We start from the raw sequence: 22,999 nt of genomic DNA, 5'->3' as shown, positions 1-22,999 counted from the left end.
GAGGAGCCCCAGGTGAAACGCCTCGACGCGCTGACCTTCGACAACCGCTTCGCCCGCCTGGGTGATGCCTTCTCCACCGAGGTGCTGCCCGAGCCCATCGAGCAACCGCGCCTGGTGGTGGCGAGCGAGTCGGCCATGGCTCTGCTCGATCTCGATCCGGCCGAGGCGCAGCGCAGCGAGTTCACCGAGCTGTTCGCCGGGCACAAGCTGTGGGGCGAGGCCGAACCGCGTGCGATGGTCTACTCCGGGCACCAGTTCGGCGGCTACACGCCACGCCTGGGCGACGGCCGAGGCCTGCTGCTGGGCGAGGTGCTGAACACGGCCGGCGAGCACTGGGACCTGCACCTCAAGGGCGCCGGCATGACCCCCTATTCGCGCATGGGTGACGGCCGCGCGGTGCTGCGCTCGTCGATCCGCGAGTTTCTCGCCAGCGAACACCTGCACGCGCTCGGCATTCCCAGCTCACGGGCGCTGTGCGTGACCGCCTCGAGCACCCCGGTGTGGCGCGAGAAGCAGGAAAGCGCCGCCATGGTCCTGCGCCTGGCCCGCAGCCATGTGCGCTTCGGTCACTTCGAGTACTTCTACTACACGCGCCAGCACGAGCAGCTGAAAGTGCTCGGCGAGCATGTGCTGAGCTGCCACTTCCCGCACTGCCTGGAGCAGGACGAACCCTGGCTGGCGATGCTGCGCGAGGTGATCGAGCGCACCGCGCAGATGATCGCCCACTGGCAGGCCTACGGCTTCTGCCACGGGGTGATGAACACCGACAACATGTCGATCCTCGGCATCACCTTCGACTACGGCCCCTATGCCTTCCTCGACGATTTCGATGCCCAGCACATCTGCAATCACTCCGACGACACTGGCCGCTACAGCTTCAGCAACCAGGTCCCCATCGCCCACTGGAACCTCGCGGCCCTGGCCCAGGCGCTGACCCCCTTCGTCGCCGTGGAGCGCCTGCGCGAGACGCTGGAGCTGTTCCTGCCGCTGTATCAGGCCCACTACCTGGACCTGATGCGCAGGCGCCTGGGCTTCACCCGGGCCGAGGACGACGACGAGGCGCTGGTCCAGCGCCTGTTGCAGCTGATGCAGGCCGGCAAGGCCACCGACTACACGCTGTTCTTCCGCAACCTGGGTGAGCGTGCGCCCGCAGACGCGCTGCAGGTGGTGCGCGAGGACTTCGTCGACCTCGCCGGCTTCGACGCCTGGGGCGGCGACTACCTCGCCCGCTGCGCACGCGAGGGCGGCGAGCAGGCCGAGCGGCAGGCGCGCATGCAGGCGTGCAACCCCAAGTACATCCTGCGCAACTACCTGGCCCAGCAGGCCATCGAGGCCGCCGAACGAGGCGACTACGACCCGGTACGTGAGCTGCACGCGGTGCTGTCACGGCCTTTCGACGAGCAGCCGGACATGCAGCGCTACGCCGAGCGCCCGCCGCAGTGGGGCAAGCACCTGGAGATCAGCTGCTCGTCCTGAGCGGCTGTCGAAGCCCCGGACAACCCCGCTGGCTGCCTTATCTGTTAAATCGAAAAGGCATATCAATCTGCCCAAACATTCTTAGACTATCTAAGAGAAGCCCTCTATCTTGGCGCCCAGCCAGGCCGCCCCGTGCGTGCCCGATACCTCACACGAGATTCGCTGCCAAGGATTTTCATGCCCTGGGACTCCCTGCCCCTGCTGTTCGTCGGCGCCCTGCTGATCTGGGTGCTCTACGCCTTCGTGCGGGAAAAGTGGAGCCCGGACATCGTCGCCGCCATCGCCGTGGCTGCGCTGCTGGTCAGCCAGTTGCTGACGCCAGGGGAAGTGCTCAGCGTGCTGTCCAACTCGGCACCGGTCACCATCGCCTGCATGTTCGTGCTCTCCGCCGCGCTGGAACGCACCGGCTGCATCGACGCGCTGGGCAACTGGCTGGGCAATCTGGTCGGCACCAGCCCGATCCGCGTGCTCTCCGGCCTCACCGTCACCGCGCTGGTGGTCTCGGCCTGCCTCAACAACACCCCGGTCGTGGCCATCCTCACCCCGGTGGCCATCGCCCTGGCGCGGCGCGCCGGCACCCTGCCCTCCAAACTGCTCATCCCGCTGTCCTATGCCACCATCCTCGGCGGCACCCTGACCATGATCGGCACCTCGACCAACATCCTGGTCGACGGCGTGGCACGCAAGGCGGGCCTGGAGCCCTTCGGCATCTTCGAGATCACCGGCGCCGGGCTGATCATGGCCGCGTTCGGCATGGCCTACCTGCTGACCATCGGCCGGCGCCTGCTGCCGGAGCGCGAGACCCTCTCGCGCCAGCTGCGCCCGGACCTGTCACGCACCTTCATGACCGAGTTGCTGGTCCCGCACGACTCGCCGATGATCGGCAAGACCCTGCACGAGGCCAACCTCAACGGCGGCAGCGGCCTGCAGGTGCTCAAGCTGTTTCGCGACGAACAGGAACTGACCGAGCCGGGCGCCAACACCCTGCTGGCCAGCGGCGATCGCCTGATGCTCCACGGCCAGGTGAAGAACGTGGTGGAACTGCGTGAAAGCGGTCACCTGAGCTTCAACCGCGGCGACGCCTTCGAGACCATAAGCAGCCACGACGTGATCCTCGCGGAGGCCATCGTCGGGCGCAACTCGCGCTACAGCCACCGGCCGATGCGCGACCTCGACCTGACCGCACGCTACGGCATCGCGGTCCTGGCGATCCACCGCCAGGACGAGAACGTGCAGGGCAACCTCGACGACTTCCAGCTGCAGTTCGGCGACGTGATGCTGGTGGAAGGCACGCCGGCGCAGATCAAGCGCTTCGCCGACAACGGCGAACTGATCAGCCTCAACGCCGTGCAGGAACGCGCCTTCCGCCGCGACAAGGCGCCGATCGCGATCATCGCCACGCTGGCGGTGATGCTGCTGGCCGCCTTCGGCGTGATGCCCATCGAGGGCCTGGCGATCATCGGCGCCGTCACCGTCCTGGCAACCCGCTGCCTCGACGTCGAGGACGCCTACAAGGCGGTGGACTGGAAGATCCTCAGCCTGATCTTCGGCATGCTGGCCATCAGCATCGCCATGGACAAGGTCGGCCTGGTCAGGCTGCTGGTGGAGAACGTGATGGGCTGGCTGCCCTGGGCCGGCCCCCTGCTGATGCTCAGCGTGATCTATCTGTTCACCTCGGTCCTCACCGAGATGCTGTCGAACAACGCCGTCGCCGTGCTGGTGACGCCGATCGCCATCGGCCTGGCCCAGCACCTCGGCGTCGACCCTCGCGCCTTCGTGGTCGCGGTGATGTTCGCCGCCAGCGCCAGCTTCGCCACCCCGATCGGCTATCAGACCAATACCTTCGTCTACAACGCGGGGGGATACCGCTTCACCGACTTCATGAAGGTCGGCGTGCCGCTCAATCTGCTGCTCTGGGCCGTGGCTACCGTGGTCATCCCCTGGTTCTTCCCGCTGACGCCGATCTGACTTGATATCCGCCGGCGGCGACTCCATCTGTTCGACATGTTCCCTGGAGCGCCGCCGTCATGCCCGATCCCCTGCTGATTCCCTGCCCGCACTGCAACGGGCTCAACCGCATCCCAGGCGAGCGCCTGCACGACAGCCCGCGCTGCGGCCGCTGCAAGGCGCAGGTGCTGCCGGCAGCGCCCATCGAGCTGACGCAGGGCAACTTCGCCAGCCAGCTCAAGGGCGACCTGCCCCTGCTGGTGGATGTCTGGGCGAGCTGGTGCGGCCCCTGCCAAGCGTTCGCACCCACCTTCCAGCAGGCCGCGACGCAGCTGCAAGGACGTTGCCGCCTGGGCAAGCTGGACAGCGAGGCCAATGCCCAGCTGTCCGGCCAGCTGGGCATCCGCTCGATTCCCAGCCTCATCCTGTTCAGGGGCGGTGTGGAAGTGGCCCGCCAGAGCGGCGCCATGCCCTTGCCGCAACTGCTGGCCTGGCTGCGCCAGCACGGCCTGTGAGCGCTTCGGTCAACGCGCTCGGGCGCTGAGGTCAATTGCAGGGCAGGGTCCAGCCTTTAGGCTGGGGCGATCATCGCCCCTGGAGTCGCGCCATGCCTCTGCCCACGGAAATCGCTCGTCAGCTGACCGAAGAACAGATCGCCTTCGTCCACCGCAGCGGCCTCAAGGCCGAGGTTCTGGAGCCCGGCTTCGTGCGCCTGCGCATGCCCCTGCAAGGCAACCAGAACCACATCGGCAGCATGTACGCGGGCGCCCTCTTCACCCTGGCGGAAATTCCGGGCGGCGCCCTGTTCCTGACCAGCTTCGACACCCAGCGCTTCTATCCCATCGTCACGGAAATGAACCTGCGTTTCCGGCGCCCGGCCAGCGGTGACATCCAGGTCGAAGCGCGCCTGTCGGCCGAGGAAATCCAGGGCCTGGAGGACCAGGCGCACCAGCAGGGCAAGGCGTCCTACCTGCTGGAACTGCAACTGACCGACGGCAACGGAGAAGTGGTCGCGGAAAGTCGCGGCCACTATCAATTGCGTTTACGCTGAACGACGCCGCGACCGGCATTCGCAATCGGTTACAGTCCCCGGCCTTGCCATAGGTCAAAAGAGCGGCTATCTGAACAGGCACAATAAAATTGCCGACGGGTATCGGCAGGAGAGCCGTCACCATGTTCAATCACATTCTTATCGCCCATGACCTACGCGACACCGCCGACCTGGCCCTGTGCCGTGCCACCCAACTGGCCAAGCAGCACAATGCCCGCCTGACCATCCTGCATGTCCTGGACCCGAGCCAGAGCAGCGAGCAGCACGAGAAGGCCCGCCAGGCCCTGGACCGCAGCCTGACCCAGTACGCGCCAGCCGGGACCGCGCTGCGCATGCTCAGCGGCAAACCCTCGGAGGTGGTCTTGCAGCAGGTGCAGGAAACCGGCTGCGACCTGCTGGTGCTGGGCGGCCATCACCAGCGCCATGACTTCTTCTCCGGCACCAGCCTGGACCGCATCGCCCGCCGCTGCACCGTGCCGCTGCTGCTGGTCGCGCGCAATGACTTCGCCCCCTACCAGCGAGCACTGGCCGCCATCGACTTCTCGCTGTGCGCCTGCAGCGCCCTGGGCCAGGCGTATCGGCTGCTGCCCGAAGGCGCCGAGCTGCACGCGCTGCACGTCTTCGAACCGGACAAGGGCACGCCTCAGCAAGTCGAACAGCAGCTCGAGACACAGCGCGGCCTGATCGACCAGCTCCTGCACGACGAGTCGCAGAGCCTGCCGCCGGGCGGCCCCTCGCTCAGCCACGAAGTGCTGCAGGGCGGCATCCTGCGCAGCCTGCAGGAGCAGATCAAGAGTCGCCGCGGCGAGCTGCTGGTCCTCGGCAGCCACGGTCGCAGCGCCTTCTCCCAGGCGCTGCTCGGCAGCCTGGCCCAGCACTTCCTGCACAAGGCGCCGTGCGACGTGTTCGTGGTGCGCTGATGAACAAAAGGCGCCCGAGGGCGCCTTCTCTTTGCCGGATGATCAGGCCTGGTTGAGCAGGTCGTGCAGCTCGACGAACTGCTGAGTCAGCTTGTGCCGTGCATCCAGATGGATCAGCGGCGTGCACACCTGGTGCGACTCGCGCATCTTCACCGAGCTCATCAGGTTGACCGGCAGCACCGGCAGCCCCTCGGCAAGCAGCTCGTCCAGCAGTTGCTGCGGCAGCGAAGCGCGCGGCTGGAACTGATTGACCACGATGCCCTCAACCTCCAGCGCCTCGTTGTGATCCTCGCGCAGCTCTTCGATCTCGGCCAGCAGGCCGTACAGCGCATTACGCGAGAAGCTGTCGCAGTCGAAGGGGATCAGCACCCGGTCAGCCGCGATCAGTGCGGAGACCGTGTAGAAGTTCAGCGCAGGCGGCGTATCCAGGTAGATGTGGTCGTAATCCTCGGCCAGCTCGTCGAGCAGTTTGCGCAGCTTGTTGATCTTGTGCTTCTGCTCCAGCTTGGGCTGCAGCTCCGCCAGTTCCGCCGTCGCGGTGACTACATGGAGGTTGTCGAAGGGGGTTTCGTAGATATCCACCTTGCCCTTCTTGGAGAACGGCCCGGACGCCAGGGTCTGCTTGAAGAAGTCGGCAATGCCAACGGGTATTTCCTCACCGGTCAGCCCCGTCAGGTAGTGGGTCGAGTTGGCCTGGGCGTCGAGGTCGATCAGCAGCGTCCGATAACCCTGCGCGGCACTCACCGCAGCGAGATTGCACGCGATGCTGGACTTGCCCACGCCCCCTTTCTGGTTGAACACCACACGTCGCATCGTTGCTCTCCCTGAATGCTCTGGACTCCAGAGCTTATGCAAACCTCATGACAATCACGACAATAATGGCCAACTGATATCAATCGTGATAGTTTCCGCGCGCGCCAGCGGCGCATCAGGACAACATGCACAACAAGGAAATGCAATGCAGTACCTGCGTACACTTTTGATTGGCGGCCTTCTGGCCATCACCACCGGCTGTGCCAACGGGCTCAACTCCGTACAGAAAGCCGAGCTCGACGCGTATGAAAGCCGTGGCATGGCCATCCGGGACAAGAGCCCCGGCGCGGCTGCCGCACTCGGCCTGCTCCCCGGTGGTGGTTCGTTCTACGGGCGCGAATATGGCTATGGCGTCGTCAACCTGCTGCTCTGGCCGCTGTCCATCCTCTGGGATCCGGTCAGTGGCTACGACGCAGCACGTGCAATCAACTACAACGTGACCAAGGCCCATGTCGCCAAACTGCACGAGCGAGAGCTGCAGGAACTGGACGATCAGCTGGGCAGCGGGCAGATGGACATTGCTCGGTACACACTGGAAAAGCGCAAGGTCGACAGCAAGTACCGCGCAGGTTTCTAAGAAAAAGCCCGGCAATGCCGGGCTTTTTCATGGTGCTACTGGTGATACTGCGCCGACAGCTCGTGCACGGCCTCGAAGAAGGCGCCGGCATGGGCCGGGTCGACTTCCGGGGTGATGCCGTGGCCGAGGTTGAACACGTGGCCGCTACCGGCGCCGTAGGCCGCCAGGATGCGTGCCACTTCGGCGCGGATCGCCTCGGGCTTGGCGTAGAGCACCGCCGGGTCCATGTTGCCCTGCAGTGCCACCTTGACGCCGACCCGGGCGCGGGCGCTGCCGATGTCGCAGGTCCAGTCCAGGCCCAGGGCTTCGGCGCCGCTGTCGGCCATCGACTCGAGCCACAACCCGCCGCCCTTGGTGAACAGGATCACCGGGACCTGGCGACCTTCATGCTCGCGGATCAGGCCAGCGACGATCTTCTTCATGTAGGCCAGGGAGAACTCCTGATAGGCCGCTGCCGACAGCGCGCCGCCCCAGGAGTCGAAAATCTGCACCGCCTGCGCCCCCGCCAGGATCTGCCCGTTCAGGTAGGCAGTGACCGACTGCGCCAGCTTGTCCAGCAGCGCATGCATGGCCTGCGGGTTGTCGTAGAGCATGGCCTTGGTCTTGCGGAAATCCTTGCTCGAGCCGCCTTCGACCATGTAGGTCGCCAGCGTCCACGGGCTGCCGGAGAAGCCGATCAGCGGCACCCGACCACCGAGCTCGCGGCGGATGGTGCGCACGGCGTCCATCACGTAGCCCAGGTCCTTCTCCGCGTCGGTGACCGGCAGCGCCTCGATGTCGGCCAGGCTGCTGACCACCTTCTTGAAACGCGGACCTTCGCCGGTCTCGAAGTACAGCCCCTGCCCCATCGCATCGGGGATGGTGAGGATGTCGGAGAACAGGATCGCCGCGTCCAGCTGCGGATAGCGATCCAGCGGCTGGATGGTGACCTCGCAGGCCAGCTCCGGGTTCTTCATCAGGCTCACGAAGTCGCCGGCCTTGGCCCGGGTCGCGCGGTATTCCGGCAGATAGCGGCCGGCCTGGCGCATCATCCAGATCGGCGTGACATCCACAGGTTGCTTGAGCAGGGCGCGCAGGAAACGGTCGTTCTTCAGGGCGGTCATGGCAGAGTCCTGGAAAAAAAGTGCGGGCATTTTCGCAGAGCGCAAAACAAAAGGCACGGCGGGTGCCGTGCCTTTCGTCCATCGCGACCATATGCCGCGCCGTTTCACCGGGCCTTGCAGGGCAGGAACTTGCCGTTGAGCACGATCTGCACGCGGTCACCCTTGGGGTCGGCGACACGGGAAATGTCCATGCTGAAGTCGATGGCGCTCATGATGCCGTCGCCGAACGCCTCACGGATCAGTTCCTTGATGGTCTCACCCGGTACACGCCTGCGACTGAACCTGCCCAGCGACGCACCGGCGGAGCCGCTGACGCCAATAGCCAAGGAGCAGGAAGCACGACAACCTGATCGCCGCGCTCAGTGTCTGCGCGGGCAGGATATCGGGTAAGGACGGGGCGGCGCGGTTGCTGGAGCTCAAGCCCCCCTGCGCTCGCGCCTGGAGAGTTTCGCCATCGACCCGCGCGACTACCGAACGCAGCCGCGCAGGTCTCGGGTGAATCAGACGCCGAGGTAGTCGAGGATACCTTCGGCGGCGTTGCGGCCTTCGAAGATCGCGGTCACCACCAGGTCCGAACCGCGCACCATGTCGCCACCGGCGAAGATCTTCGGGTTGCTGGTCTGGTGCTTGAACTGACCCTGCTCGGGCGCCACGACGCGGCCCTGGCTGTCGGTCTGGATCTCGAACTGCTCGAACCAGGGGGCCGGGCTCGGGCGGAAACCGAAGGCGATCAGCACGGCCTCTGCCGGGATGACTTCCTCGGAACCCGGAATCGGCTCGGGGCTGCGGCGACCACGGGCATCCGGCTCGCCGAGACGGGTCTCGACCACCTTGATGCCTTCCACCTTGCCTTCACCGACGATGGCGATGGGCTGGCGGTTGAAGAGGAACTTCACGCCCTCTTCCTTGGCGTTCTTCACTTCCTTGCGCGAGCCCGGCATGTTCTCTTCGTCACGCCGATAGGCGCAGGTCACCGCCTTGGCGCCCTGACGGATCGAGGTGCGGTTGCAGTCCATCGCGGTGTCGCCACCGCCGAGCACCACGACGCGCTTGCCCTTCATGTCGATGAAGTCTTCCGGCGATTTCTCGAAGCCCAGGTTGCGGTTGACGTTGGCGATGAGGAAATCCAGTGCGTCGTAGACGCCCGGCAGGTCCTCGCCCGGGAAACCGCCCTTCATGTAGGTGTAGGTGCCCATGCCCATGAACACGGCATCGTACTCATCCAGCAGTTGCTGCATGGTCACGTCCTTGCCGATCTCGGTGTTCAGACGGAACTCGATGCCCATGCCGCTGAAGACTTCACGGCGGCGGCTGAGTACGGTCTTCTCCAGCTTGAACTCGGGAATGCCGAAGGTCAGCAGGCCACCGATCTCCGGGTTCTTGTCGAACACCACCGGGGTCACGCCGTTACGCACCAGCACGTCGGCACAGCCCAGACCGGCCGGGCCGGCACCGATCACGGCGACGCGCTTGCCGGTCGGCTTGACCTTGGACATGTCCGGACGCCAGCCCATGGCGAAGGCGGTGTCGGTGATGTACTTCTCCACCGAACCGATGGTCACCGCGCCGAAACCGTCGTTGAGGGTACAGGCGCCCTCGCACAGACGGTCCTGCGGGCACACCCTACCGCAGACTTCCGGCAGGGTGTTGGTCTGGTGGCTCAGTTCGGCCGCCGCGAGGATGTTGCCCTCCGAAACCAGCTTGAGCCAGTTCGGAATGAAGTTGTGCACCGGGCACTTCCACTCGCAATACGGGTTGCCGCAGCCCAGGCAGCGATGCGCCTGGTCGGAGGCCTGCGCCGGCTTGAAGTTGTCGTAGATCTCGACGAATTCCTTCTTGCGCTGACGCAGCAGTTTCTTCTTCGGGTCTTTGCGCCCGACTTCGATGAACTGGAAGTCGTTGTTCAGACGTTCAGTCATTGCATTACCTCATAACAGCAGCGGCAAGCTTCAAGCTGCAAGCTGCAAGACGATCACGTTGGATCGGCAAGCCCGGAGCTGCTTCTGACTTGCAGCGTGGGGCTTGCCGCTTGCGGCTTTATTGCGGGTTGGCACGGGTGCTGGACAGCAGCGACTTCAGGCTGGCCGCTTTCGGCTTGACCAACCAGAACTTGCGCAGGTAGTCGTCCAGGTTCTCCAGCAGGTTATGGCCCCACTCACTGCCGGTTTCCGCGACGTACTCGGCCAATACGCTTTCCAGGTGGCTGCGATAAGCCTCCATCGCCTCGTTGTTGATGCGCTGGATTTCCACCAGCTCATGGTTGACGCGGTCGTAGAAGCCGTTGTCCAGGTCGAGCACGTAGGCGAAGCCGCCGGTCATGCCCGAACCGAAGTTGTAGCCGGTCTTGCCCAGCACGCAGACGAAGCCGCCGGTCATGTACTCGCAGCAATGGTCGCCGGTGCCTTCCACCACGGCATGAGCGCCGGAGTTACGCACAGCGAAACGCTCGCCGGCGGTGCCGGTGGCGAAGAGCTTGCCGCCGGTGGCGCCGTACAGGCAGGTGTTGCCGATGATGGCGCTGTCCTCGGTGGCGAACGGGCTGCCAGCAGGCGGGGTGATGACGATCTTGCCGCCCGTCATGCCCTTGCCCACGTAGTCGTTGGCGTCGCCTTCCAGGCACAGGTTCAGGCCGCCGGCGTTCCATACGCCGAAGCTCTGACCGGCCGTGCCCTTGAAGCGGAAGGTGATCGGTGCGCCGTTCATGCCCTGGTTGCCGTGGACACGGGCGATCTCGCCGGACACACGGGCACCGATGGAACGGTCGCAGTTGCCGATCTTCAGCTCGTACTCGCCGCCCGTCTTGCCGGCGATGGCGTCCTTGGCCAGTTCGACCATCTTCTCGGCCAGCAGACCCTCGTCGAACGGCGGGTTCTTCGGCACCTGGCAGTACTGCGGCTTGTCGGCCGGGATATGCGCACTGGCGAGCAGCGGCGACAGATCCAGGTTGCCCTGCTTGGCAGTCTCGCCCGGCAGCACCTCGAGCAGATCGGTACGCCCGATCAGGTCCTCGAGGCGGCTGACGCCGAGCTTGGCCAGCCACTCGCGGGTTTCCTCGGCGACGTAGGTGAAGAAATTCATCACCATCTCGACGGTACCGATGAAGTGATCCTTGCGCAGCTTGTCGTTCTGCGTGGCCACGCCGGTGGCGCAGTTGTTCAGGTGGCAGATGCGCAGGTACTTGCAGCCCAGAGCGACCATCGGCGCGGTGCCGAAGCCGAAGCTCTCGGCACCGAGGATGGCGGCCTTGATCACGTCCAGACCGGTCTTCAGACCACCGTCGGTCTGTACCCGCACCTTGCCGCGCAGGTCGTTGCCGCGCAGGGTCTGGTGGGTCTCGGCCAGGCCCAGCTCCCACGGCGCACCAGCGTAACGGATGGACGTCAGCGGCGAAGCGCCGGTGCCGCCGTCATAGCCGGAAATGGTGATCAGGTCGGCGTAGGCCTTGGCCACACCGGCGGCGATGGTGCCCACCCCGGCCTCGGCCACCAGCTTGACCGAGACCAGCGCCTGCGGGTTGACCTGCTTGAGGTCATAGATCAGCTGCGCCAGGTCTTCGATCGAGTAGATGTCGTGGTGCGGCGGCGGCGAGATCAGGGTCACGCCCGGCACGGCATAGCGCAGCTTGGCGATCAGGCCGTTGACCTTGCCACCCGGCAGCTGGCCACCCTCACCGGGCTTGGCGCCCTGGGCCACCTTGATCTGCAGAACTTCGGCGTTGACCAAGTATTCCGGGGTCACGCCAAAGCGGCCGGTGGCCACCTGCTTGATCTTCGAACTCTTGACGGTGCCGTAGCGCGCCGGGTCCTCACCACCCTCACCGGAGTTGGAGCGGCCGCCCAGGCGGTTCATCGCTTCGGCCAGTGCCTCGTGCGCCTCGGGCGACAGGGCGCCCAGGGAGATACCGGCGGCATCGAAGCGCTTGAAGATCGACTCCAGCGGCTCGACCGCATCGAGGGCAATCGGTGTGGCGGATTCCTTGACCTTGAGCAGGTCGCGGATCATCGAGGCAGGACGGGTATCGACCAGCGCCGAGTATTCCTTGTACTTCTCGTAGTTGCCCTGCTGCACGGCGTCCTGCAGCGTACGCACGACGTCCGGGTTGTAGGCGTGGTATTCGCCACCGTAGACGAACTTGAGCAGACCGCCCTGCTGGATCGCCTTGCGGTTGTTCCAGGCTTCGAAGGAGAGCAGCTTCTGCTCGTTTTCGATGTCGACGAAACGCGCGCCCTGGATGCGGCTGGCGACGCCACGGAAGCACAGCCCGGTGACTTCATCGGCCAGGCCGACCGCTTCGAACAGCTGCGCGCCACGGTAGGAGGCCACGGTGGAGATACCCATCTTCGACAGGATCTTCAGCAGGCCCTTGGAGATGCCCTTGCGGTAGTGCTTGAACACTTCGTACAGGTCGCCCAGCACTTCGCCGGTGCGGATCAGGTCACCCAGCACTTCGTAGGCGAGGAACGGATACACCGCCGACGCACCGAAGCCCAGCAGCACCGCGTAGTGGTGCGGATCACGTGCCGTGGCGGTTTCCACCAGGATGTTGCAGTCGCAACGCAGACCTTTCTCGGTCAGGCGATGGTGCACGGCACCGGTGACCAGCGCCGCATGCGCCGGCAGCTTGCCCGGGGCAATGTGACGGTCCGTCAGTACCAGCAGCACCTTGCCGGCGCGCACGGCTTCCTCGGCCTGGTCGGCCATGTTGCGCACGGCCGCTTCCAGTCCCAGCGCCTCGTCGTAGTTCATGTCGATGACATGGCGATCGAAGCCGGGGCGCTCCAGGTTCATCAGCGCGCGCCACTTGGCCGGCGAGATCACCGGACTGCTAAGGATCACGCGGGTGGCGTGCTCGGGCGACTCGCTGAAGATGTTGCGCTCGGCGCCCAGGCAGATCTCCAGCGACATGACGATCGCTTCACGCAGCGGGTCGATCGGCGGGTTGGTGACCTGCGCGAACTGCTGACGGAAGTAGTCGTAAGGCGAACGCACGCGCTGGCTGAGCACCGCCATCGGGGTGTCGTCGCCCATGGAGCCGACCGCCTCCTGGCCCTGCTCGCCGAGCGGACGCAGCACCTGATCACGCTCCTCGAAGGTGACCTGGAACATCTTCATGTACTGCTTGAGCTGATCCGGGTCGTAGAAGGCCGAACCATGGTCGCGGTCCTCCAGCGTCGCCTTGATGCGCTGGGCATGCTTGCGCAGCCACAGCTTGTAGGGGTGACGCGACTTCAGGCGGCTGTCGATGGACTCGGTGTCCAGCACCTGGCCAGTCTCGGTGTCGACCGCGAGGATCTGCCCCGGACCGACACGGCCCTTGGCGATGACGTCCTCGGGCTGGTAGTCCCAGACACCGATTTCCGAGGCCAGGGTGATGTAGCCGTTCTTGGTGGTCACCCAGCGCGCCGGGCGCAGACCGTTACGGTCGAGCAGGCACACGGCATGCCGACCGTCGGTCAGGACCACGCCGGCAGGGCCGTCCCACGGCTCCATGTGCATGGAGTTGTACTCGTAGAACGCACGCAGGTCGGCGTCCATGGTCTCGACGTTCTGCCAGGCCGGCGGAATGATCATGCGCAGGCCACGGAACAGGTCGATGCCCCCGGTGACCATCAGCTCGAGCATGTTGTCCATGCTCGAGGAGTCGGAACCGACGCGGTTGACCAGCGGGCCGAGCTCGTCCAGGTCGGGGATCAGTTCGTTGGCGAACTTGGTGCGACGCGCCTGAGCCCAGTTGCGGTTGCCGGTGATGGTGTTGATCTCGCCGTTGTGGGCGAGATAGCGGAAGGGCTGCGCCAGCGGCCACTTCGGCAGGGTGTTGGTGGAGAAGCGCTGGTGGAAGACCGCGATGGCGGTCTGCAGGCGCTCGTCACCCAGGTCCGGGTAGAACTGCTGCAGGTCCGCCGGCATCATCAGGCCTTTGTAGATGATGGTCTTGTGCGAGAAGCTGCAGATGTAGTGATCGCTGTCGTCGGCATTGGCCACCGAGGAGCGACGGCGCGCGCTGAACAGCTTGATGGCGAATTCCTGGTCGCTGAGACCCTCGCCACCGATGAACACCTGCTCGATCTGCGGCAGGCGCTCCAGCGCCAGCTGGCCGAGTACGCTGGTATCGACCGGCACCTTGCGCCAGCCGACCAGTTGCAGGCCGGCCGCGAGGATTTCGCGGTTCATGTTCTCGCGCGCGGCCTCGGCCTTGGCCGCATCCTGATTGAGGAACACCATGCCGACGGCGTATTGCGCGGGCAGATCGACGCCGAAATGCTCCTGGGCCATCGCTCGCAGGAACTGATCAGGCTTCTGGATCAGCAGGCCACAACCATCACCGGTCTTGCCGTCGGCGTTGATACCGCCGCGGTGAGTCATGCAGGTGAGGGCCTCAATAGCGGTCTTGAGCAGGTGATGACTAGCCTCACCTTGCATGTGGGCGATCAAGCCGAAGCCGCAGTTATCCTTGAACTCATCAGGACGGTACAAACCTGCTTTCATAGGGGAAACTCTCACCAGGCTGCCTAGACCTCAGGCAAATTACTTTCTAATTCAATTGCTTAAACCCGAAAAGCAGGCACGCGCCAGCTTTGCGTAGGCAAAAGGGAGGTCATTGTACATATCCACCCATGGCGTCACAAATTTTCGTGACGAGGGGGTGAAAATTAATGTCGCAAAAACGAAGGATGGGACCGCGAGGTCGTGCTAAAGACCAGGCGGTCACCTTGGAGGCGGGAGAGCTTAGCGGCTCATTTCCTGCTGGATGCTGCCCAGGGTGCGCGGCCAGGGTTTACCCGCCTGCAGCTTGGCAGGCAGAGTTTTCACGGCAGCCTGGGCAGCGTCACGAGTGGCGAAGCTACCATAGGTCAGCACGTACAGAGGCTGGCCCTGGTGGATTTTCTTGAAGTAGCGGTACTCGCTGCCACCCTCGCGCGCCAGCGCCTGGATATTCGACTCCGAACGCGAACCCACCACCTGCAATGCATAGCGCGATGCAGGCTGCTGGGCATACCAGCTACCCGCAGCACTGGCCGCAGCCATAGGCTTGGCAGGCGCAGGCTTGGCTGCCGGCGCAGGAACAGCCGGCTTGGATACGACAGGCTCAGGCTGCTTCGCAGGTGCAGGTGCAGGTGCAGGTGCAGGTGCAGGTGCAGGTGCAGGTGCAGGTGCAGGTGCAGCAGGGATTGCAGCGGTTGGCGCCGTTACGGTCGAGGGGACAGTTGCAGCAGGCGGCTCGAAAGCGTCCAGCTCCTCACCCGCAGCCTCGGCCAGTGGCTGACGAATGACGGCCTGCGACTCGCCGACCAGAGGCAAGGGCAGCGGCTGGCTTGCACCGGCGAACTCGATGGCCGGCGCGCGCTCTTCCGTCGTCGCCAGCGGCGCTGGCGCCTCAGCCTCTACGGCAGGTGAAGTTTGCTGCAGCGGCAGTGACGCATTGCTGGCAACGGGCGCCGAGGAAGCGCTGTCACGCCCCTGCATGAACCAGGCAGCGGCGACACCGACAACAACCACGGCCAGGGCGAGCAGGTGCTTCTTCGGCAAGGCAAAGCCGGCGCCCGCGCCACGCCCGGCTGAACGCTGCGCGAGCATCTGCTCGACCAGCAGCTCACGGGCCTCCTGATTGATCGCTCCCGGCCAGCCTTGCGCCCGCGCATGGATATCCTCGACCTGATCGTCACTGAGCAGGTCGATCCCCTGCCCGGCGCCTTCGAGGCGCTGCGCCAGGTATTCACGCGTCTCGTCCTCGGCATAGGGTTGCAGCTCGATCGCGTGATAGCACTCCTCGCCACCCGCGAGGGCCTCCAGCCGGGCCAGCAAACCCTGTTCGGCAAACAGGAACAGATGGGGACGCCCCTCGCCATTGCCGGCCGCCAGCGCCAGAACCGCTTTCAGGGCAGCGTCATCCAGCTGATCGGCGTCATCGACCAGCAGATAGACCTCCTGCCCCGTCAGCGCCAGTTGCCCGACATGAGCCAGGATCGCGCTCACATCGGCCTGGGCGACGGACAACCCCTGAGCCACCTGACGCAGCAGCGCATCACTGCCCGTCACGCCCTGCGCAACGACCACCGTCTGCACGGCCTGCTTGTTGGTACTGGCGACCAACGCCTGACGCAGCAGCGTCTTGCCGCTGCCTTCCGGCCCGACAACGGCCAGCAGCAACTGGCTGTAACGTGCCAGGTGGTGCAGCTGCCCCAGCACCGGCTTTCTCTGCGCCGGGAAGAACTTGAAACCGGGCACTCGCGGCGCGAAGGGGTCGTGACTGAACTGGTAATGCGCCAGGAAAGCTTCGTCAGCATGCAAACTGGTCATGAATCACTCTTCAAGAGTTGAACGACTGAGCCAGCGCCGCATAATCGCTACGCAGCGTGGCATCGAGAATTTCACGCGGGTAATCGGCGGTCACCACGGCCTCGCCCAGACGCCTGAGCAATACCAGGCGAAGCTGGCCATCGAGAACCTTCTTGTCCACCGCCATGTGCTCGAGAAACTGCTCGGGCGTCATGTCTTCAGGGGGTACGACAGGCAAACCGGCGGCCTGCAGCAGGCGCATGCCTCGATCCCGCTCCGCTGCGGACAACCAGCCGAGACGATAGGACATCTCCAGCGCCATGACCGTTCCAGCGGCAACAGCCTCACCATGCAGCCAGACCCCGTACCCCTGCTCCGTCTCGATGGCGTGACCGAAGGTATGCCCCAGATTCAGGGTCGCACGAATGCCGGACTCACGCTCGTCGGCACCCACCACCCGCGCCTTGGCCGCACACGAACGCTCGATGGCATAGGTCAGCGCCGGCCCATCCAGCGCGCGCAGAGCCGCCATGTTGTCCTCCAGCCAGCCCAGGAACGACTCATCGCAGATCAAGCCGTACTTGATCACCTCGGCCAGGCCGGCCGACAGCTCGCGCGCCGGCAAGGTGTTCAGGCTGGCCGTATCGATCAGTACGGCCCTGGGCTGATAGAACGCGCCCACCATGTTCTTGCCCAGCGGGTGATTGATCCCGGTCTTGCCGCCGACGGAGGAGTCGACCTGCGACAGCAAGGTGGTCGGCACCTGGATGAAATCCACGCCGCGCTGATAGCAGGCAGCGGCAAACCCGGCCATATCGCCAATCACGCCGCCACCCAGCGCCACCACGGTGGTGCGTCGGTCGTGGCGGGCGCTCAGCAGCCCGTCGAAAATCAGCTGCAGGGTCTCCCAGTTCTTGAACGCCTCGCCATCGGGCAACACCACCGACGCGACCTTGAAGCTGTCCAGCGAACGCATCAAGGCATCGAGATAGAGCGGCGCGACCGTTTCATTGGTGACCACCGCCACCTGCCGACCGGCGATATGCCGGGCAAGCAGCTCCGGCCGGCCCAGCAGGCCATCGCCGATGTAGATGGGATAACTGCGCTCGCCGAGTTCAACGTGAAGAGTCTGCATGAGGCCCCCAGAATAAAAAGGCCTTAAGAATAGCGCAGTTCGCCCCGCGCTTTAACGGGGCAACAGCGCTTCCAGACGCGAGAGAATTTCCTGCACCACCATGCGCGGCGGACGCTCGTCCGTCTCGATGATGATATCGGCCACTTCCCGATACAACGGATCGCGCAGTGCCATCAGGTCTCGCAGCACCTGAGCAGGGTTGGCCGTGCGTAACAAGGGACGATTGCGGTCACGCGAGGTGCGATCGATCTGCTGATCGACCGAGGTATGCAGGTAGACCACACGTCCGCCGGCATGCAGTGCCTGGCGGTTCTCCGGACGCATGACCGCACCGCCGCCAGTGGCAAGCACCAGGCCATCCTGCATCGACAGCTCGGCGATGACGGCCTGCTCCCGCTCGCGAAAACCCTGCTCTCCCTCGACATCGAAGATCCAGGGAATATCGGCCCCCGTACGCTGCTCGATCTCCTTGTCGGAGTCCTTGAAGGGCACACGCAGTTCTTTTGCAAGCAGACGCCCGATGGTGCTCTTTCCAGCACCCATCGGGCCTACGAGGATTACATTCCGCACTTAGATCATCGATTCACGGCAATAGAATTGTTATTCATGATGCGCGGAGTGATGAAAACCAGCAACTCGGTCTTTTCGTCCTGCACGATGTCGCGACGGAACACGCGACCGATGAACGGCAGGTCACCGAGGAAAGGCACCTTCTCGGTCGCCTTGGTCTGGGTATTCTCGAATACCCCACCGATCACGATGGTTTCACCATCGTTGACCAGCACCTTGGCATTGACCTCGTTCTTGTTGATCGGCGGAACGCCGTTGATGGCGGCCTGGAAGTTCGGGGCGTCCTTGGTCACCTTGACTTCCATGATGATGCGGTTATCCGGCGTGATCTGCGGCGTCACCTCAAGCGATAGAGCGGCCTCTTTGAAGGAGGTGCTGGTCGCACCACTGGAACTGGCCTCCTGGTAAGGCACTTCCTGCCCTTTGAGAATCTTCGCGGTCTCCTTGTCGGAAGTCACGACCTTGGGCTGGGAGATGACCTCACCGTTACCGGTCGCTTCCATGGCAGAAAGCTGCAGGTCCAATGTGATGTTGTCAGTCAGGAAGCCAATGCCGATGCCCGCTGTACTATTGGCGACCCCCATGTCAACGAACGGCACAGGAGCGGTACCCTCATCCAGCGTGAAGTCGCCGACAGTATCGGTACCCGGCAGCAAAACCCGCCCGTCATCATCAAATGACGTAGCACCATCCTTGCCATACACACTCCAGTTACCACGGCGGGAAGCACCACCCCAGCGAACACCCAACGCCTTGTTGTAGTCAACGTTGGCCTCCACGATTCGCGCCTCGATCATCACCTGGCGCACCGGGATATCCAGCTGGGCAATGATCCGGCGCAGCTCGTCCAGACGTTCCTGGGTCTGATAAGCAATGATGCTATTGGTGCGATCGTCCACCGTGATAGAACCACGGTCATCAGCCGCACCATCGGCACTGGTCACCGACTGGAACAGCTTGGCCATATCGGTCGCCTTGGCGTAGTTGACCTGAATCAGCTCACGACGCAGCGGAGCGAGTTCGGCGATCTGCTTCTGCGACTCCAGCTCCTGGCGCTCGCGGGCGGCGATCTCGTCGGCCGGTGCGACCAACAGCACGTTGCCCACCTTGCGCTTGTCCAGCCCCTTGGTCTTGAGCACCAGGTCCAGCGCCTGATCCCATGGCACGTTCTGCAGACGCAGGGTGATATTACCGGCGACGGTATCACTGGCCACCAGGTTCAGATCGGTGAAGTCCGCAATCAGCTGCAGCACGGAGCGGACATCGATGTCCTGGAAGTTCAGCGACAGCTTCTCACCCGTGTAGGCAAAACGATCCGCATTGCGACGCTCGACATCCTCCTGAGTCAGTGGCTTGACGCTGAGGGTCAGCTTGTTCTCGGTCTGATAGGCGAGGTAATCGTAAAAACCTACTGGCTCGATGACGATGCTCGCCTTGTTGGAACTACCGGTGGCACTGACGAACTGAACTGGAGTCGCGAAATCCTTCACGTCCAGACGTACACGCAAGGACTCAGGCAACTCGGTCTTGGCGAAGTCGAGACGAATCTTGCCGCCCTGCTCCTGAATATCAGGTGCGACGGACTTGTCGGAAAGGGTAATGACGACGTTACCTTCACCCTGCTCGCCACGCTGGAAGTCGATACTACTGATTGCCTTCGCCTGCGGACCATAGGCCTTCTTGGCAGGAGCGGGAGTTGCTGCGACAGGCGTAGTAGCCGGACGAGGAGCGACAGCAGAGTCACCGACAACGACGAACAGATCGTTGCCTTCGACACGCGTGCTATAGGCCGCCAGGCTTGTCAGATTGACGATCAGGCGCGTGCGGTCCTTGGCCTCGACAATGGTGACGCTGCGCGCATTACCGATACCCAGTTCCCGGTTCTTGGAACCAAGTTTGTTCGATACACCCGGAAGATCCAGGGCGATGCGAGCGGGCTGCTCGATGGTGTAGCCTCGCGGCGCCGTCACCGGCTCATCGAAAGACAGTTTCAGCTCGACCCGGTCACCAGGCAGGCTGGCGACATCCAGGCCTTGCAGATTGGCCGCCAGGACTACAGGCGACAGCAGCGCTGCCATGAAGGCGACACTAAGACGCGAAAGAGAGCCGTTCATTTTCGTATCCCGTTTGGCAGACAGATTATTTATAGTCATTTCTCACCTCGCCCCGTCAGGAGCGCTCCTTCAAGGTCAGGCTGCGCGGTCGCTCAAGCCAGCCACCCTCGCCATCCGGAACAATTTCCATTACATCGACCTTGGACTCATCGATCAGAATGATCTTGCCGTGGTTGCGCCCCAGGTAGTCGCCTACTTTCACACGATGCACACCACCGGCGCCGTTAACCAATGCAAACAATTCACGGTCATTGCGCAACGTGCCGACCATTTCAAAGGTTTCGATATTGAAGCCTTCGAGGAACTGCTTGACGCGACTCTCGTCCGGCTTGATTTCGGCCGAGCCTTTCTGCCGAGCGACAACGTCGATCTTGACTGGCGGTTGGAACGGGCTACGCAACGAGGCTGCACGATAGGTAAAACTCTCGTACGGCTGAAAGGTGGGCAGCGGTTCGATGGCGCCTTTCGGCTTGGCACGGACTTCGTCCATGTAGCTGCGCAGATCATCGAAATCGCCACTGGAGCCACAGCCGGCAAGGCCCAGCAAGCCTGCTACCAGAAGAGCGCGAGAGAAACTCATCATTGAGCCCCCTTGTCGTTGTAGCGATAGGTCTTCGCCATGATCTGCATGCTCAACCGAGTCGAACTATCGGCGCTGGCCCGAACCAACTGAAAATCATGCAAGGTCACGATACGAGGCAAGCTGGCCACGCCACTGACGAAGGTAGCCAGATCGTGATAACTGCCACTGACTTTGATCTGGATCGGCAACTCGATATAGAACTGCTGAGCCACTTCAGGCTGCAATTTGATCTCCTCGAATTCCAGGCCACTTCCCAACCCCGTGCGCGTAATATCCTCCAGAAGCCCGGGAACTTCGGTATCGCTCGGCAGTTGCCGCAGCAGCGCACCGAAAGACACTTCCATCTCCTCCATCTGCTCTTTGTAAGCCTCCAGATTCGCAGCCTGGAAGGCCTTGATGGAAAACTGATCTTTGAGCGTCACTTCCTCGCCCTGATGCTGCTCCAGCATGGCCTGCAGGTCTTTCAGGTGAAAGTTGTAACCGAGCCCGAGCACGATGATGAACAGCAGCAAGCCGGCGATGAACCTGACCGCAGCCGGCCAGGAGCCGACATTGTTCATGTCGAGATCATTGAGATCGATACTGCGCAGACCTTCCAGCGCACTCTTGATACTCATCGCGCGGCCTCCGCTTTTTCCTGACCAGGCTGAGTCTGCTGAACCGTCAGCTGGAACACGTTCGCCTGATCCAGAGCACCTGCCGTAACCGCCTTGACCTCGGTGAGGTTAGGCGCCGTCAACCATTCGGAACCATCCAGATTGCGCATGAGATTTGAAACCCGGTTGTTCGACTCGGCAGCACCGACGATGGCAATGTTCTTGCCGCTCATCTTGACGCTGGTGAAGTACACACCATCCGGCAGCGTCCGCACCAACTGATCGAATACGCGACCAATGATCGGCCGGTTGCCCTGCAGATCCTGGATGATCTTCATCCGCTCCAGCAGTTGCTGACGACGGGTCTTGAGCTCACTGATTTCCTTGATCCGCGCATCGAGGACGGCGATCTCTTTCTTGATGAAGTCATTGCGAGCGCTCTGATTATCGATCGCGGCGTTGAGCATCTGATCACCAAGGAACACCAGGCCCGCCGCAACGATGAACACGCCTGCGAGGCTGACCATAAAGCGCTGCTTGCGCTCCTCGCGCAGTTGCTCGCGCCAGGGAAGTAGGTTGATCCGCGCCATCAGTCGAAACTCCTCATCGCCAGGCCACAGGCAATCATCAATGCCGGCGCATCACTGGCCAGTGCACCGGCGTTGACCTTGCCGCTGAGCGCCATATCGGCAAAGGGATTGGCTACCAGCGTCTGCGTACCGATCTTCTGCTGAATCAGCCGATCGAGATCCGGAATGGACGCGGTACCGCCTGCCAGGAGGATGTAGTCCACATCGTTGAACTGGCCGGCAGCGAAGAAGAACTGCAACGAACGCGAGACTTGCTGAACCACGGCTTCCTTGAACGGCTGCAAGACCTCGCTGTCATAGTCATCCGGAAGACCACCCTGCTTCTTGGCAAGACCAGCTTCCTCCACCGACAGACCATAGCGACGCTGAATTTCCTCGGTCAGCTGCTTGCCACCGAAGAGCTGCTCGCGGGTATAGATGGTGCGCCCGTTGTGCAACACGCTGAGCGTGGTCATGGTCGCACCGATGTCGACCACGGCGACCGTCAGTTCGTCATGACCACCACCGAGCTGCGCTTCCAGCAGGCCGTAGGCACGCTCGAGCGCATAGGCTTCGACATCGACCACCTTGGCGGTCACGCCAGCCAGCGCCAGTGCCGCCTCGCGCACCTCGACGTTCTCCTTGCGGCATGCCGCGAGCAGGACTTCGACCCGCTCCGGATTACGCGGCGCAGGGCCCTGCACTTCGAAATCGATAGCGACTTCTTCGAGCGGATAAGGAATGTACTGATCGGCTTCGATCTTCAGCTGGTTTTCCAGCTCGTCCTCGGAAAGACCCGCTTCCATCTCGATGGTCTTGGTGATGACTGCCGATCCCGCGACGGCGACTGCCGCGGTCTTGACGCCGGTCTTGGCCTTGGCCAACACGCGCGAGAGCGCCTGACCGACCCCCTCCAGCTCGGCGATGTTCTTTTCGACTACTGCGTTCGGCGGGAGCGGCTCGACTGCGTAAGCCTCTACCTTGTAGCGGCTTCCCGAGCGACTCAGTTCGAGGAGCTTGACCGAAGTCGAGCTGATATCGATCCCCAGCAGCGTATTCGCTTTCTTAGTGAAGAGCCCTAGCACGACCGTTTTCCTATTGGCATCCGCGACTTACGGACTATTTATGTTTTTCCACATTAAATATCAGTCTTGACAGAAGCGCAAATGGCTCCCCGGGAAAAAAAACGCTTATAATGTGATCAGCTTTTCCCTTTTTGCCACGACTCCTGCTTAACTCATTCTTTTACTTGGAATTCCAAACATTTT

Annotated in this window: 18 protein-coding genes and 1 pseudogene; 6 read left to right on the top strand and 13 right to left on the bottom strand. The window is 63.2% G+C overall.

Annotated features, from left to right (window positions below; translation table 11 throughout):
• Positions 1-12 precede the first annotated feature (12 nt).
• The 5 genes from selO (at position 13) to FIV02_RS02790 (ending at position 5,394) form a co-directional block, all read left to right on the top strand.
• Complete coding sequence (selO, locus tag FIV02_RS02810; protein WP_152487727.1) at positions 13-1,476, top strand: protein adenylyltransferase SelO; 1,464 nt, start codon at positions 13-15, stop codon at positions 1,474-1,476.
• A 177-nt stretch (positions 1,477-1,653) separates the two neighbouring features.
• Positions 1,654-3,444 (top strand): SLC13 family permease, encoded by a 1,791-nt coding sequence (locus FIV02_RS02805; protein WP_047591911.1) that lies wholly within the window; start codon positions 1,654-1,656, stop codon positions 3,442-3,444.
• A 59-nt stretch (positions 3,445-3,503) separates the two neighbouring features.
• Positions 3,504-3,938 (top strand): thioredoxin TrxC, encoded by a 435-nt coding sequence (gene trxC / locus FIV02_RS02800; protein WP_152487726.1) that lies wholly within the window; start codon positions 3,504-3,506, stop codon positions 3,936-3,938.
• 92 nt (positions 3,939-4,030) lie between these two features.
• The gene (locus FIV02_RS02795; protein ID WP_152487725.1) at positions 4,031-4,474 is read left to right on the top strand and encodes a PaaI family thioesterase; all 444 of its coding nucleotides are present in this window, start codon (positions 4,031-4,033) and stop codon (positions 4,472-4,474) included.
• Between the two features lie 122 nt (positions 4,475-4,596).
• A complete protein-coding gene (locus FIV02_RS02790; protein ID WP_037049814.1) occupies positions 4,597-5,394 on the top strand; it encodes a universal stress protein in 798 nt (265 codons plus the stop codon).
• 42 nt (positions 5,395-5,436) lie between these two features.
• Here FIV02_RS02790 and FIV02_RS02785 read toward each other — a convergent pair whose 3' ends face one another.
• On the bottom strand, positions 5,437-6,207 hold the full coding sequence (locus FIV02_RS02785) for a ParA family protein (RefSeq protein ID WP_037049815.1): 771 nt from the start codon (positions 6,205-6,207) through the stop codon (positions 5,437-5,439).
• Positions 6,208-6,352: 145 nt separating this feature from the next.
• On the opposite strand from FIV02_RS02785, the gene FIV02_RS02780 reads away from it, so the two are divergent.
• Complete coding sequence (locus tag FIV02_RS02780; RefSeq protein ID WP_037049817.1) at positions 6,353-6,784, top strand: hypothetical protein; 432 nt, start codon at positions 6,353-6,355, stop codon at positions 6,782-6,784.
• A gap of 35 nt (positions 6,785-6,819) precedes the next feature.
• Here the strand turns inward: FIV02_RS02780 and hemE are convergent, their stop codons facing one another.
• The 12 genes and pseudogenes from hemE to FIV02_RS02715 form a co-directional block, all read right to left on the bottom strand.
• On the bottom strand, positions 6,820-7,887 hold the full coding sequence (hemE, locus tag FIV02_RS02775; RefSeq protein ID WP_152487724.1) for a uroporphyrinogen decarboxylase: 1,068 nt from the start codon (positions 7,885-7,887) through the stop codon (positions 6,820-6,822).
• A 104-nt stretch (positions 7,888-7,991) separates the two neighbouring features.
• A pseudogene (locus FIV02_RS02770) lies at positions 7,992-8,153 on the bottom strand (cyanate hydratase); the annotation flags it as partial.
• Between the two features lie 234 nt (positions 8,154-8,387).
• Complete coding sequence (locus tag FIV02_RS02760; protein ID WP_037049831.1) at positions 8,388-9,806, bottom strand: FAD-dependent oxidoreductase; 1,419 nt, start codon at positions 9,804-9,806, stop codon at positions 8,388-8,390.
• 118 nt (positions 9,807-9,924) lie between these two features.
• A complete protein-coding gene (gene gltB, locus FIV02_RS02755) occupies positions 9,925-14,373 on the bottom strand; it encodes a glutamate synthase large subunit (RefSeq protein WP_152487723.1) in 4,449 nt (1,482 codons plus the stop codon).
• Positions 14,374-14,613: 240 nt separating this feature from the next.
• Complete coding sequence (locus FIV02_RS02750; protein ID WP_152487722.1) at positions 14,614-16,185, bottom strand: SPOR domain-containing protein; 1,572 nt, start codon at positions 16,183-16,185, stop codon at positions 14,614-14,616.
• A 10-nt stretch (positions 16,186-16,195) separates the two neighbouring features.
• A complete protein-coding gene (aroB, locus tag FIV02_RS02745) occupies positions 16,196-17,299 on the bottom strand; it encodes a 3-dehydroquinate synthase (protein WP_152487721.1) in 1,104 nt (367 codons plus the stop codon).
• 51 nt (positions 17,300-17,350) lie between these two features.
• Positions 17,351-17,869, bottom strand: a complete 519-nt coding sequence (gene aroK, locus FIV02_RS02740; protein WP_152487720.1) for a shikimate kinase AroK — start codon at positions 17,867-17,869, stop codon at positions 17,351-17,353.
• 5 nt (positions 17,870-17,874) lie between these two features.
• The gene (gene pilQ, locus FIV02_RS02735) at positions 17,875-19,983 is read right to left on the bottom strand and encodes a type IV pilus secretin PilQ (RefSeq protein ID WP_152487719.1); all 2,109 of its coding nucleotides are present in this window, start codon (positions 19,981-19,983) and stop codon (positions 17,875-17,877) included.
• Positions 19,984-20,038: 55 nt separating this feature from the next.
• The gene (pilP, locus tag FIV02_RS02730) at positions 20,039-20,563 is read right to left on the bottom strand and encodes a type 4a pilus biogenesis lipoprotein PilP (RefSeq protein ID WP_152487718.1); all 525 of its coding nucleotides are present in this window, start codon (positions 20,561-20,563) and stop codon (positions 20,039-20,041) included.
• Positions 20,563-21,183 (bottom strand): type 4a pilus biogenesis protein PilO, encoded by a 621-nt coding sequence (gene pilO, locus FIV02_RS02725; protein ID WP_152487717.1) that lies wholly within the window; start codon positions 21,181-21,183, stop codon positions 20,563-20,565. Before pilO ends, pilP begins: the two co-directional genes overlap by 1 nt.
• Positions 21,180-21,752, bottom strand: coding sequence for a type 4a pilus biogenesis protein PilN (gene pilN / locus FIV02_RS02720; protein WP_152487716.1), 573 nt, complete (start codon positions 21,750-21,752; stop codon positions 21,180-21,182). The genes pilO and pilN overlap by 4 nt, the downstream gene beginning before the upstream one ends.
• Positions 21,752-22,816, bottom strand: coding sequence for a pilus assembly protein PilM (locus tag FIV02_RS02715; protein ID WP_152487715.1), 1,065 nt, complete (start codon positions 22,814-22,816; stop codon positions 21,752-21,754). The genes pilN and FIV02_RS02715 overlap by 1 nt, the downstream gene beginning before the upstream one ends.
• Positions 22,817-22,999: the final 183 nt, after the last annotated feature.

The sequence above is a fragment of the Pseudomonas sp. THAF187a genome (genome assembly GCF_009363395.1).
GTDB lineage: Bacteria > Pseudomonadota > Gammaproteobacteria > Pseudomonadales > Pseudomonadaceae > Aquipseudomonas > Aquipseudomonas khazarica.
The sequence above is the reverse complement of the archived record's forward strand: the minus strand, read 5'-3'. Positions and strand labels throughout refer to the sequence as shown.